Genomic DNA, 14,138 nt, shown 5'->3' on the forward strand with positions numbered 1-14,138 from the left:
CCGTCTGTAAAGCATGTGAATGACTGCCGCGGGTAAAATACCGCGCATCTTTGATTTGCCTGTTATGCCGTAGCACCCGAAGGTGAAATTCATGATTTGCCAGTCATTGTGTGGCTATCTTCTGCCATTTTCGGGCAAAAAACAAAATATACCTTCATTGCTCGATTGTCACCCTTTCTGCGAACGAAAATCGCCGTTGGGCAATGTAAAGTCGCACATTATAACTATTTCGTCGCAATTGGCAGCTAAATACTGGTCTTATCAGGGAAGATAATCAACCCGAAACATAAAAAGGACATTACCTGTTTTGCGTTTTGCAATCGACCGCACAGTTCACCAAACTAGCGCCACCACTGGCGAAACTTCCGATAACGCAACGCTAAAAGGGCTAACGCTAATGCCGCGTAGATGACCGGTTGTGGTGATAAAATCTTTACCGACCACAGGTAATGTATGGGAGCCAGGATCGCGACAAGATAGACGACGTTATGCAGTGTTTGCCAGCGTTTGCCCAATTTACGCTGCGCAAATTGCGTTGAGGTCAACGTCAGCGCCAATAACACCAGCCAGCTAATGATCCCAAGCGTCAAATAAGGGCGTGAAATCAACTCGCTTCCTAACAACGCCAGGTTATGTATCCCCAGTTCCAGTAAGGCATAGCTGGTTAAATGCAGCGTAGCCCAAACGAAACACCATAATCCTAACAGGCGGCGTGTGCGTATCAATAATGGCTGTTTAGCGTAGCGCGCCAGCGGTGAAACCAGCAAGGTGGCGAGCAAAAATTTGAGCGCGGTTCTGCCGGTAAAGTGTTGGATATCCTTTACCGGGTCTGCGCTGAGTCCACCGTGATTTATCGCCCAAAAGAGCCACAGAAGCGGCAAAAAACCGGCAAGATGCAGACAAACTTTTAGCCAGGTTATCTGTTTTGCTGTCAGACGCACTTAAAAATTCTCCCGCAAATTGAGACCGCGATACAGCGAAGCGACTTCATTGGCGTAGCCGTTAAACAGCAGCGTCGGCTGTCTTTGTACATCGAGGATACCGCCTGAACCAATAAAGCGTTCGGTAGCCTGAGACCAGCGTGGATGATCCACATGCGGGTTCACATTGGCATAAAAACCATATTCGTTGGGAGCCGACAAATTCCAGGTGGTTGGCGGACGTTCGCGGGTGAGTTTAATGCTGACAATAGATTTAATACCTTTAAAACCATACTTCCATGGAACGATGAGTCGAATAGGCGCGCCGTTTTGCGGGGGTAACGCCTTACCATAGACGCCAACGGTCATCAGAGTCAGCGGATGCATGGCTTCGTCCAGACGTAGCCCTTCGACATAAGGGTATTTCAGTCCGCCGCCAATAAAGCGATCTTTCTGTCCTGGCATATCATCCGGCGCGTATAGCGTTTCGAATGCCACATATTTAGCGTGGCTGGTGGGCTGTGCCTGCGCGAGTAGCTTATATAAAGGGAAACCAATCCACGGCACGACCATGGACCACGCTTCGACGCAGCGCATTCGATAGATACGCTCTTCTAATGGGAAACGATGTGTTAAATCGTCGTAATCCAGCGTAAATGGCTTCGCGACTTCCCCGCTGATTTTCAACGTCCACGGTTCGGTTTTCAGACTTCCGGCATTGGCCGCCGGGTCGGCTTTATCAAGGCCAAACTCATAGAAATTGTTGTAGCCCGTCACCTTATCTTCCGGCGTTAACGCTAAATCGCTTCGCCAGGCGGCAGGCTGACTAAACTCAAGCGGTTTACCGGCAGGCGCTTTCGGACGATCGTTGCCTTTAAACCAACTGAAGAGATCGGCCTGCGCCGTTGAGGGTAAGGATAAGGCGGCCGCGCTGATGCCTAATGCTTTTAGCACCTGTCGGCGCTGCATAAAAAAAGCCGATTCCGCAGTCACATCGGCTTCTGTTAATGGACGTATCTTTTTCATCACAGACTCCCGGTCTACCCACCACAACATGGCGTGTAGTGAATATGACAGGGAGTGTGTCAATGTGTAAAAATAAATAGTTAATTAAGTGTAAATTTTTTTATACGTGACGTTATTTTATCTTCACCAGCGTACGGCCCTGAACCTGATTATTGATGATGGCATCGGCGAACTTCGGCGCATCCGCCAGCGTAATCTCTGTGGCGGCCTGAGCATAGAATGATTCCGGCAGATCCTTAACCAAACGCGCCCAGGCTTCTGCGCGACGTGCCGGTGGGGTCATCACCGAGTCCACCCCTTGCAAACGCACATTACGCAGAATGAATGGCATAACGGTGGTCGGCAGCGCGAAGCCGCCCGCCAGGCCGCAGGCGGCCACACAACCGCCATAGTTCATCTGTGCCAGGACTTTCGCCAGCACTTTATCGCCAACGGTATCAATTGCACCGGCCCACAGCTGTTTTTCCAACGGGCGAGATTCAGCAAACTCATCGCGGCTGAGAATACGGTTAGCTCCCAGGCTCTTAAGATAGCCGTGGGTGCTTTCACGTCCTGATACTGCTGCAACCTGATAGCCCAGCTTATGCAGTAATGCAACGGCAGTGCTGCCCACGCCGCCGCTGGCGCCGGTGACGACAACCTCACCGTCTTGCGGGCGAATACCTGCATCTTCAAGCGCCATGACGCACAGCATGGCGGTAAAACCGGCGGTGCCGATGATCATGGCGTTACGGCTGCTCAGTCCCGCAGGCAGCGCGACCAGCCAGTCGCCTTTAACGCGTGTGCGTTCGGCCAGGCCGCCCCAGTGGTTTTCGCCCACGCCCCAGCCAGTCAGTAGTACTTCCTGGCCTGCATGAAAGCGAGGATCTTCGCTTGCGTGAACGGTGCCGGCGAAATCAATACCAGGAATCATCGGAAAATGACGGATAATTTTCCCTTTTCCGGTGATAGCCAGAGCATCTTTATAATTCAGGCTGGACCAGTGGACATCCACCGTCACATCACCTGCCGGCAGTTGACTCTCTTCGAGATGTTGCACGGATGCGAGGGTTTTACCGTCCTGCTGTTCTAAGATCAACGCCTGCATAACCTGTCCTCACTTTACATGGTAGATTGGAAAAATAGCTACGAAGACTATACTCGCTAATTAAAACGTGATGCCGATGCAACGCAATAAATTGCCAGATAGATCCATTTTGGTAGTATGCCTGCTTCATTGCGCGCCGTGGCGAATTCCGCCTTCAGATTCGCTTTTTCATACTGTTTATAACCGTCGGAGTTAACTCAAGGATGCGATTAACGACGAAATTCTCAGCTTTTATCACGCTGCTCACGGGGTTAACGATCTTCGTGACTCTGATAGGTTGCTCGCTAAGCTTTTATAACGCCGTACAGTATAAGTATGTCAGCCGTGTGCAGGCGACGGCGACAGCCATTGATACGCACCTGGTGACCCATGATATTGTCTCGCTGACGCCGCAAATTGACGAACTCATGATCGCTTCCGATATTGTGCGTGTCGATCTGTTGCAGGGGGAGCGCAGCGTCTACAGCCATTCTCGTGCCAGAGGTTATCGGCCAGCCGGCACCAGCGACATGTATCGCGAGCTGGTCGTACCGCTGATAAAACATCCAGGAATGTCGCTACGTCTGGTTTATCAGGACCCGATGGGTAACTATTTTCACTCACTGATCACCACGGCGCCGCTGACGCTGGCGATCGGTTTTATCGTTCTGATTTTGTTTTTATCGGTGCGCTGGCTGCAGCGGCAGCTTTCCGGGCAAGAGCTTCTGGAAATTCGCTCCACGCGTATTCTGAACGGCGAACGTGGGGCGAATGTCCGCGGTTCTGTTTACGAATGGCCAGCGCGCACCAGTAGCGCGCTTGATGTATTGCTTTCCGAAATTCAGTTTGCTCACGAACAGCGTAGTCGCCTGGACACCCTCATTCGCTCCTACGCCGCGCAGGACACCAAAACCGGACTCGGTAACCGTCTGTTCTTTGATAACCAACTGGCGACGCTGCTGGAAGATCAGGAAAAAGTGGGAGTGCATGGCGTGGTGATGATGATCCGCTTGCCAGACTTCAATCTTCTGCGCGACAGCCTGGGAGGCAATCAGGCGGAAGAGCAGATGTTTATGCTTATCAATCTGCTATCGACATTTATTATGCGTTACCCAGGTTCGCTGCTGGCGCGTTATCACCGCAGCGACTTTGCCGTGCTGCTACCGCATAGAACGCTGAAAGAAGCGGAAAGTATTGCCGGACAACTTTTAAAAGCTGTCGATGCGCTACCGGCTAACAAAATGCTCGATCGTGACGATATGGTACATATCGGCATTTGCGCCTGGCGCAGCGGACAGTCCACCGAGCAGGTGATGGAACATGCTGAAGCCGCGGCGCGGAATGCCGCCCTGCAGGGGGGAAATAGCTGGGCTATCTACGACGACACTCTGCCGGAAAAAGGGCGCGGCAATGTGCGCTGGCGCACATTGATTGAGCAGATGCTGAACCGGGGCGGACCGCGACTTTATCAAAAACCGGCGGTCACGCGAGAAGGTCGCGTACATCATCGGGAATTGATGTGTCGCATCTATGACGGTAAAGAAGAGGTGAGCTCGGCGGAGTATATGCCGATGGTGTTGCAATTTGGTTTATCGGAAGAGTATGACAGATTACAAATTAGCCGCCTGATTACGTTGCTGGGCTACTGGCCGGATGAAAATCTGGCAATGCAGTTGACGGTTGAGTCGCTGATTCGTCCGCGTTTTCAGCGCTGGTTGCGCGATACGTTAATGCAGTGTGAAAAATCACAGCGAAATCGCATAATTATTGAACTTGCGGAGGCAGATGTTTGTCAACACATCAGCCGGTTACAACCCATCCTTCGCTTAGTCAATGCGCTTGGCGTTCGGGTGGCGGTGACACAGGCGGGTTTGACGCTGGTTAGCACGAGCTGGATTAAAGCGCTCAATGTGGAATTACTCAAGCTGCATCCGAGTCTGGTCAGAAACATTGAGAAGCGAACGGAAAACCAGCTTCTGGTTCAAAGTCTGGTAGAGGCCTGCGCGGGTACGCCTACGCAGGTTTACGCGACGGGCGTCCGTTCGCGCGGCGAGTGGCAGACGCTGACAAAACGCGGCGTGGCTGGCGGGCAGGGTGATTTTTTTGCCTCCTCCCAACTACTTGACACAAACGTGAAAAAATATTCGCAAAGATACTCGGTTTAACCTGCCGTTTAATTTGTTTTCACGTAGAATAACGCGCGCTGCGCCTCATGGGGGTGTGCTTGTCTGCTCGCCAGATTGTTGCAGCAAATATGCAGGTGAATGACCTTTGACAGGTTGCAAACGAAGGCGAGGATTGCTGCTGATTTTTTCAGCCCTGAGGGACTCAGGCCGAGATTTGTAACAAAGGAAACGAACTGCACTAATTTTCACCGTAGCAGATGATTTTTGCGCCTTGTCGCTGCTGCGTGTGGTTGGTAAAGTAAGCGGATTTTGTTTTCCGCCCCAGCTTTCAGGATTATCCCTTAGTATGTTGAAAAAATTTCGTGGCATGTTTTCCAATGACCTGTCCATTGACCTGGGTACCGCGAATACCCTCATTTATGTAAAAGGACAAGGCATCGTATTGAATGAGCCTTCCGTTGTGGCCATTCGTCAGGATCGTGCCGGTTCGCCGAAAAGCGTGGCTGCAGTCGGTCATGATGCGAAGCAGATGCTGGGCCGTACGCCGGGCAATATCGCTGCGATCCGTCCGATGAAAGACGGCGTTATCGCTGACTTCTTTGTGACCGAAAAAATGCTCCAGCACTTTATTAAACAAGTGCACAGCAACAGCTTTATGCGCCCAAGCCCGCGCGTACTGGTATGCGTGCCGGTCGGCGCGACGCAGGTAGAACGCCGCGCGATTCGTGAATCCGCTCAGGGCGCAGGCGCCCGTGAAGTCTTTTTGATCGAAGAGCCGATGGCGGCCGCGATCGGCGCAGGTCTGCCAGTTTCTGAAGCAACCGGTTCAATGGTTGTGGATATCGGTGGTGGTACCACTGAAGTTGCCGTTATCTCCCTGAACGGCGTGGTTTACTCTTCTTCTGTCCGTATTGGTGGTGACCGCTTCGACGAAGCCATCATTAATTACGTTCGTCGTAACTACGGTTCTCTGATTGGTGAAGCCACCGCAGAACGTATTAAACACGAAATCGGTTCCGCTTATCCGGGCGACGAAGTCCGCGAGATCGAAGTGCGTGGCCGTAACCTGGCGGAAGGCGTTCCACGCGGCTTTACCCTGAACTCAAACGAGATTCTGGAAGCGTTGCAGGAACCGTTGACCGGTATCGTCAGCGCGGTAATGGTGGCGCTGGAACAGTGTCCGCCGGAGCTGGCGTCAGACATCTCCGAGCGCGGTATGGTGCTCACCGGCGGCGGCGCGCTGCTGCGTAACCTTGACCGTCTGTTAATGGAAGAGACGGGCATTCCTGTCGTGGTTGCTGAAGATCCGCTGACCTGTGTGGCGCGCGGCGGCGGCAAGGCGCTGGAAATGATCGATATGCACGGCGGCGACCTGTTCAGCGAAGAGTAGTTGGATACGGGCAGGATTATCCCTGGATTGTCCTGCCTCTCCGACGCGAGAATACGCATAGCCTATGAAGCCAATTTTTAGCCGTGGCCCGTCGCTACAGATTCGCCTTATTCTGGCGGTGCTGGTGGCGCTCGGCGTTATCATTGCCGACAGCCGCCTGGGGACGTTCAGTCAAATCCGAACGTACATGGACACTGCCGTCAGTCCTTTCTATTTTATTTCAAACGGCCCTCGTGAACTGCTCGACAGCGTGTCGCAAACGCTGGCTTCTCGCGACCAGCTTGAGCTGGAAAACCGGGCGCTGCGCCAGGAATTACTGCTAAAAAACAGCGACCTGCTGATGCTGGGGCAGTACAAACAGGAGAACGCGCGGTTGCGCGAGCTGCTGGGGTCGCCGCTGCGTCAGGACGAGCAGAAAATGGTGACGCAGGTTATTTCAACGGTTAACGATCCTTACAGCGATCAGGTCGTTATCGATAAAGGCAGCGTTAATGGCGTATATGAAGGTCAACCGGTCATTAGCGACAAAGGTGTCGTAGGGCAGGTTGTCGCCGTGGCGAAACTGACCAGCCGCGTGTTGCTGATTTGCGATGCGACTCATGCGCTGCCGATTCAGGTACTGCGCAATGACATCCGCGTGATTGCCGCCGGTAACGGCTGTACTGACGATCTTCAGCTTGAACATCTGCCCGCCAATACCGATATTCGCGTTGGCGATGTGCTGGTAACGTCCGGACTTGGCGGGCGTTTCCCGGAAGGGTATCCGGTGGCGGTGGTCTCCTCCGTCAAGCTGGACACTCAGCGCGCCTATACCGTCATTCAGGCACGTCCAACCGCGGGTTTGCAGCGTTTACGCTATCTGCTGCTGTTGTGGGGAGCCGATCGTAACGGCGCCAATCCGATGACGCCGGAAGAGGTTCACCGCGTCGCCAATGAGCGCCTGATGCAGATGATGCCGCAGGTGTTGCCTTCTCCGGATGCGATGGGGCCGCCGGCGCCAGTGCCGGACCCGGCGACGGGGATTACTCAGCCATCTGCGGGCCAGACTGCGCCGGTATCAACGCAACCATCGCCTTCGGGCGCGACCACGCCGCCTGCGCGTGCGCCGGGAGGGTAATAGTGGCGAGCTATCGTAGCCAGGGGCGCTGGGTTATCTGGCTCTCGTTTCTTATTGCGCTGTTGTTGCAAATCATGCCCTGGCCGGACGACATCATTGTTTTCCGGCCAAACTGGGTTTTGCTCATCTTACTGTACTGGATTCTGGCCCTGCCGCACCGCGTAAATGTGGGGACGGGATTTGTGATGGGTGCCATACTTGATCTCATCAGCGGTTCCACACTTGGCGTGCGCGCTCTGTCGATGAGTATTGTCGCCTACCTGGTCGCTCTGAAATTCCAGCTCTTCCGTAACCTGGCGCTCTGGCAGCAGGCGCTGGTGGTAATGTTGCTTTCACTGGCCGTGGACATTATTGTTTTCTGGGCCGAGTTTTTAGTGATCAACGTCTCTTTCAGACCGGAAGTGTTCTGGAGTAGTGTAGTCAATGGCGTGCTGTGGCCCTGGCTCTTTTTGCTGATGCGTAAAGTACGCCAGCAGTTTGCTGTGCAATAAAGGTCGATATGACAACTCTGTATCTTGCTTCCGGTTCCCCGCGTCGCCAGGAATTATTGACTCAACTTGGATTTTCATTCGAGCAGGTCGTGCCTGGTATTGAAGAGCAACGGCGTGCTCAGGAAAGCGCGCAGCAGTATGTTGTTCGGCTGGCGCGCGAAAAGGCGCAGGCTGGCGTGGCGCTGGTTCCCCGTGATCTGCCGGTGTTGGGCGCGGATACGATAGTCGTGTTAAACGGCGAGGTGCTGGAAAAGCCGCGCGACGCCGCTCATGCCGCAGAAATGCTGCGTTTGCTTTCCGGAAATACGCATCAGGTGATGACTGCTGTTGCGCTTGCGGACTCGCAGCAGACGCTGGATTGTCTGGTGGTAACGGAGGTGACTTTCCGCACGCTTTCTGCGCAGGATATTACTGGCTATGTCGCCAGCGGCGAGCCTTTAGATAAAGCAGGTGCATACGGTATTCAGGGGCGGGGTGGCTGTTTTGTCAGGAAGATAAATGGCAGCTATCACGCCGTGGTCGGCTTACCGCTGGTTGAAACGTATGAGTTGTTGAGTCATTTTAACGCACTGCGTGATAAAAGGGATAAACATGACGGCTGAATTGTTGGTAAACGTAACGCCATCGGAAACGCGCGTGGCGTACATTGATGGCGGTATTCTTCAGGAAATCCATATTGAGCGCGAAGCGCGACGCGGAATCGTAGGCAATATCTACAAAGGTCGTGTAAGTCGTGTACTTCCAGGTATGCAGGCGGCTTTTGTAGATATTGGGCTGGATAAAGCCGCATTTCTTCATGCTTCCGACATTATGCCGCATACCGAATGCGTGGCGGGCGACGAGCAAAAACAGTTTACCGTGCGCGATATCTCCGAACTGGTGCGTCAGGGACAGGATCTGATGGTGCAGGTAGTGAAAGATCCGCTCGGCACGAAAGGCGCGCGTTTGACCACGGACATCACGTTGCCCTCCCGTTACCTTGTTTTTATGCCCGGCGCGTCACACGTTGGCGTTTCCCAGCGCATCGAAAGCGAAAGTGAACGCGAGCGCCTGAAAAAGGTGGTGGCGGAATACTGCGACGAACAGGGCGGGTTTATTATCCGTACCGCGGCGGAAGGCGTGTGTGAAGAGGATCTCGCGTCTGACGCCGCCTATCTCAAGCGCGTCTGGACGAAAGTCATGGAGCGCAAAAAGCGTCCGCAAACGCGCTACCAGATGTATGGCGAACTGGCGCTGGCGCAGCGCGTGCTGCGCGATTTCGCCGATGCGCAGTTGGACCGAATTCGCGTCGACTCACGTCTGACCTATGAGTCGCTGCTGGAGTTTACCGCAGAATACATCCCGGAAATGACCAGTAAGCTGGAGCATTACAGTGGCCATCAGCCGATCTTCGATCTTTATGACGTGGAAAATGAGATCCAGCGCGCGCTGGAGCGTAAGGTTGAACTCAAGTCCGGCGGTTATCTGATTATCGACCAAACCGAAGCGATGACGACGGTAGATATCAATACCGGCGCGTTTGTCGGACACCGTAATCTCGACGACACCATTTTTAATACCAATATTGAAGCGACTCAGGCCATTGCCCGCCAGCTACGCCTGCGTAATCTGGGCGGCATTATCATTATCGATTTTATCGACATGAATAATGAAGATCATCGCCGCCGGGTGCTGCATTCGCTGGAACAGGCGTTAAGTAAGGATCGCGTGAAAACCAGTATTAACGGTTTTTCGCCGCTGGGACTGGTGGAAATGACCCGTAAACGGACTCGTGAAAGCGTGGAACATGTGCTTTGTAACGAATGTCCAACCTGTCATGGCCGCGGGACGGTAAAAACGGTGGAAACCGTCTGCTATGAGGTCATGCGTGAAATTGTACGTGTTCATCACGCTTATGACTCCGATCGCTTCCTGGTTTATGCTTCTCCTGCGGTGGCGGAAGCGCTGAAAGGCGAAGAATCACACGCGCTGGCGGAAGTCGAAATCTTTGTCGGCAAACAGGTTAAAGTTCAGGTCGAACCGCTTTATAACCAGGAGCAGTTTGACGTCGTAATGATGTAATTGAGTAGTAGCACCAGCGCATGTAGGCCGGATAAGGCGCAAGCGCCGCCATCCGGCAATATACCTTCAAGGGGTGTGAGTCGTATTTTTTGGCAGACAAGGAGAGACGCGTGAGGCGATTGCCGGGGATTTTATTGCTCACTGGAGCCGCGCTCATCGTCATTGCAGCGCTGCTGGTTAGCGGGTTGCGCCTGGCGTTGCCTCATCTTGACGCCTGGCGTCCAGCTATCCTGAATAAAATTGAGTCTGTGACCGGCGTGCCGGTGGCCGCTAGCCAACTCTCCGCAAGCTGGCAAAATTTTGGCCCTACGCTGGAAGCGCATAATATTCATGCCGCCCTGAAAGATGGCGGCGAACTGTCGATAAAACGCGTTACGTTGGCGCTGGACGTCTGGCAAAGCCTGTTGCATATGCGCTGGCAGTTTCGCGACCTGACCTTCTGGCAACTCAATTTCCGCACCAACACGCCTCTTCAAAGCAGCGACGGCGAAGGCATCGAAACCAGCCGTTTAAGCGATCTTTTCCTGCGGCAGTTCGATCATTTCGATCTGCGCGATAGCCAAATCAGTTTTCTGACGCTTTCCGGACAACGCGCGGAGCTGGCGATCCCACAGCTTACCTGGCTAAACGGCAAAGAGCGGCACCGCGCCGAAGGCGAGGTCAGCCTCTCCAGCCTGACCGGGCAGCACGGCGTGATGCAGGTGCGGATGGATTTACGCGATGACGACGGTTTGCTAAATAACGGCAGAGTCTGGTTACAGGCCGACGATATTGACGTCAAGCCGTGGCTGGGCAAATGGATGCAGGATAATGTGGCGCTCCAGACGGCGCGTTTCAGTCTGGAAGGCTGGATGACGCTCAGTAAAGGCGAAATCGCCGGAGGGGACGTCTGGCTGAAACAGGGCGGCGCAAGCTGGCTGGGCGATAACACGACGCACACGCTGTCTGTCGATAACCTGACGGCGCAGATTAGCCGCGAGCAGCCGGGCTGGCAGTTTTATATTCCGGACACACGGATTACGCTTGATGGTAAACCTTGGCCGAGCGGAGCCTTAACCGTGGCCTGGCTCCCGCAGCAGGACGTCGGCGGCGAGAATCACACACGTAGCGATGAACTACGCATTCGCGCCAGTAATCTTGAACTGGCGGGGCTGGAAGCATTACGTCCGCTGGCGGCTAAACTGTCGCCTGTGCTGGGCGAAATATGGCAGGCTACGCAGCCGAGCGGAAAGATCGCCACACTGGCGCTGGATATTCCGCTACAGGCGACCGAAAAAACGCGTTTTCAGGCATCGTGGGAAAATCTTGCCTGGAAACAGTGGAAGCTGTTGCCCGGCGCGGAACATTTTTCCGGTACGCTGGCGGGAAGCGTAGAAGACGGGCAGATGAAGGTTGCGATGCAGCAGGCTAAAATGCCCTATGAAACCGTTTTTCGCGCGCCGCTGGAAATTGAAAACGGCGTCGCGACGCTTAGTTGGTTGAAGAATGAGAACGGCTTTCAGCTTGATGGCCGCGACATTGACGTCAAAGCAAAGGCGGTACATGCGCGCGGCGGGTTCCGCTATCTGCAACCGACGGGCGACGAACCGTGGCTGGGTATTCTGGCCGGAATCAGTACCGACGATGGATCTCAGGCGTGGCGCTATTTTCCGGAAAACCTGATGGGCAAAGCGCTGGTCGATTACCTTAGCGGCGCGATTCAGGGCGGCGAGGCGGATAACGCCACGTTGGTTTACGGTGGTAACCCGCACCTCTTTCCCTATAAGCATAACGAAGGTCAGTTTGAAGTGCTGGTGCCGCTACGCAATGCGACGTTTGCTTTTCAACCCGACTGGCCGGCGCTAAAAAATCTCAACATTGAACTGGATTTCCTGAACGACGGTCTGTGGATGCGTTCGGATAGCGTCGATTTGGGCGGGGTGAAGGCCAGCAAACTCGCGGCGGCGATTCCGGATTATTCCAAAGAGAAACTGCTCATTGATGCCGATATTAACGGGCCGGGAAAAGCCGTTGGGCCTTATTTTGACGAGACGCCGCTAAAAGACTCGCTTGGCTCGACGCTGGCGGAGCTCCAGTTAGATGGCGATGTGAATGCTCGCTTACATCTTGATATTCCGCTGGACGGAGAACAGGTTACCGCTGAGGGTGATGTCTCGTTGCGTAATAACAGTCTGTTTATTAAGCCGCTAAACAGCACGCTCAAAAATCTGAACGGTAAATTCAGCTTTGTGAATGGCGCGCTAAAAAGCGGGCCGCTGACGGCAAACTGGTTTAATCAGCCGCTGAACCTGGATTTCAGTACGACGGAAGGGGCAAAAGCCTATCAGGTCGCCGTCAACCTGAACGGTAACTGGCAGCCAACGCGTATGGGCGTCTTACCGCCGCAACTGAATGACGCCCTGAGCGGCAGCGTGACGTGGAATGGTAAAGTCGGCATCGATCTTCCATATCACGCTGACACCACTTATCACATCGAGCTGAACGGCGATCTGAGAAATGTGAGTAGTCACTTACCTTCTCCGCTAAATAAACCCGCAGGCGAAGCCATTCCGGTGAACATTCAGGCTGACGGCAACCTGAAAAGTTTTGCGCTAACGGGGAGCGCAGGGAGTAAAAATCACTTTAACAGCCGCTGGTTATTAAATCAGAAGCTGACGTTGGATCGGGCTATCTGGACGACGGACAGCCGGACGATTCCGCCATTACCTGCTCAACAAGGCGTTGAGCTCAATCTGCCGGCGCTGGATGGCGCGCAGTGGCTGGCGTTATTCCAGAAAGGCGCGGCGGATAACGTGAGCAGTTCGGCCGAGTTTCCTCAACGCGTCACGTTGCGTACTCCCGCGCTATCGCTGGGTGGCCAGCAGTGGAACAATTTGAGCGTTGTTTCAGCCCCCTCGCTGAACGGAACAAAAATTGAAGCGCAGGGCCGTGAGGTGAACGCCACGCTGCTCATGCGCAACCATGCGCCGTGGCTGGCGAACATTAAGTACCTGTATTACAACCCTGGCGTCGCAAAAACGCACGCCTCGTCACCAACGCCGACATCGCCGTTGGCTTCGGCGAACACGATTAGCTTCCGCGGCTGGCCGGACTTACAGCTTCGCTGCGAAGAGTGCTGGCTGTGGGGACAAAAATATGGGCGTATTGATGGCGATTTCGCCATCAAAGGCAATACGCTGACTCTGGCGAATGGCCTGATCGATACCGGATTCGCCCGTTTGAAAGCGAACGGCGAGTGGGTGAATGCGCCGGGTAATGAACGAACCTCGCTGAAAGGTAGTCTGCATGGTAGTAACCTCGACACGGCTGCCGGGTTCTTCGGTATCTCGACGCCAATCCAGAACGCGTCTTTTAACGTAGATTACGATCTGCACTGGCGAAACCCGCCCTGGCAACCTGATGAAGCCACGCTCAACGGGATTTTACGCACGCGTCTGGGTAAAGGCGAGTTTACTGATCTCAGTAGCGGCCATGCCGGACAGCTACTGCGGCTGCTCAGTTTTGATGCGTTGCTGCGTAAGCTGCGGTTTGACTTCAGAGATACCTTTAGCGAGGGCTTCTATTTCGACTCTATTCATAGTACCGCGTGGATTAAAGATGGCGTCCTGCATACTGACGATACGCTGGTGGATGGGCTGGAAGCGGATATTGCAATGAAAGGTTCTGTTGATCTGGTGCGTCGTCGTCTTGATATGGAGGCCGTTGTCGCGCCGGAAATTTCCGCCACCGTGGGCGTAGCTGCCGCGTTTGCCGTTAACCCGATTGTCGGCGCGGCGGTATTTGCCGCCAGTAAAGTGTTGGGGCCGCTATGGAGCAAGGTCTCCATTTTGCGATATCGCATTACCGGTCCGGTCGATGCGCCGCAGATCAACGAAGTTCTGCGCCAACCGATAAAAGAAAGCCAGCAATGATTTGACGGGGGCGAGGAATTGCCCCACTCT

Annotated in this window: 10 protein-coding genes; 7 read left to right on the forward strand and 3 right to left on the reverse strand. The window is 54.1% G+C overall.

Annotated features, from left to right (window positions below):
• Positions 1-341 precede the first annotated feature (341 nt).
• The 3 genes from msrQ to ACLJR2_RS05085 all read right to left on the reverse strand — a co-directional run bounded on the left by msrQ (position 342) and on the right by ACLJR2_RS05085 (position 3,033).
• The gene (msrQ, locus tag ACLJR2_RS05075) at positions 342-941 is read right to left on the reverse strand and encodes a protein-methionine-sulfoxide reductase heme-binding subunit MsrQ (protein WP_001240053.1); all 600 of its coding nucleotides are present in this window, start codon (positions 939-941) and stop codon (positions 342-344) included.
• Entirely contained in the window at positions 942-1,946 is a 1,005-nt protein-coding gene (gene msrP / locus ACLJR2_RS05080) for a protein-methionine-sulfoxide reductase catalytic subunit MsrP (protein ID WP_000723876.1), read from the reverse strand.
• Positions 1,947-2,058: 112 nt separating this feature from the next.
• A complete protein-coding gene (locus ACLJR2_RS05085) occupies positions 2,059-3,033 on the reverse strand; it encodes an MDR family oxidoreductase (RefSeq protein WP_001148250.1) in 975 nt (324 codons plus the stop codon).
• Between the two features lie 203 nt (positions 3,034-3,236).
• On the opposite strand from ACLJR2_RS05085, the gene csrD reads away from it, so the two are divergent.
• The 7 genes from csrD to yhdP all read left to right on the forward strand — a co-directional run bounded on the left by csrD (position 3,237) and on the right by yhdP (position 14,108).
• On the forward strand, positions 3,237-5,177 hold the full coding sequence (gene csrD / locus ACLJR2_RS05090) for an RNase E specificity factor CsrD (protein ID WP_001241381.1): 1,941 nt from the start codon (positions 3,237-3,239) through the stop codon (positions 5,175-5,177).
• Between the two features lie 307 nt (positions 5,178-5,484).
• Entirely contained in the window at positions 5,485-6,528 is a 1,044-nt protein-coding gene (gene mreB / locus ACLJR2_RS05095; protein ID WP_000913396.1) for a rod shape-determining protein MreB, read from the forward strand.
• A 64-nt stretch (positions 6,529-6,592) separates the two neighbouring features.
• Positions 6,593-7,645 carry a rod shape-determining protein MreC gene (gene mreC, locus ACLJR2_RS05100; RefSeq protein ID WP_000802538.1) on the forward strand — a complete coding sequence of 351 codons (1,053 nt, stop codon included), beginning with the start codon at positions 6,593-6,595 and terminating at the stop codon, positions 7,643-7,645.
• Between the two features lie 2 nt (positions 7,646-7,647).
• Positions 7,648-8,136, forward strand: coding sequence for a rod shape-determining protein MreD (mreD, locus tag ACLJR2_RS05105; RefSeq protein WP_000179403.1), 489 nt, complete (start codon positions 7,648-7,650; stop codon positions 8,134-8,136).
• 8 nt (positions 8,137-8,144) lie between these two features.
• Positions 8,145-8,738, forward strand: coding sequence for a Maf family protein (locus ACLJR2_RS05110; protein ID WP_000210306.1), 594 nt, complete (start codon positions 8,145-8,147; stop codon positions 8,736-8,738).
• A complete protein-coding gene (gene rng / locus ACLJR2_RS05115; protein ID WP_000123189.1) occupies positions 8,728-10,197 on the forward strand; it encodes a ribonuclease G in 1,470 nt (489 codons plus the stop codon). The genes ACLJR2_RS05110 and rng overlap by 11 nt, the downstream gene beginning before the upstream one ends.
• 110 nt (positions 10,198-10,307) lie before the next feature.
• Positions 10,308-14,108, forward strand: coding sequence for an AsmA2 domain-containing protein YhdP (gene yhdP, locus ACLJR2_RS05120; protein WP_001253499.1), 3,801 nt, complete (start codon positions 10,308-10,310; stop codon positions 14,106-14,108).
• Positions 14,109-14,138: the final 30 nt, after the last annotated feature.

The sequence above is a fragment of the Salmonella sp. SAL03688 genome (genome assembly GCF_046551895.1).
Taxonomy (GTDB): domain Bacteria; phylum Pseudomonadota; class Gammaproteobacteria; order Enterobacterales; family Enterobacteriaceae; genus Salmonella; species Salmonella enterica.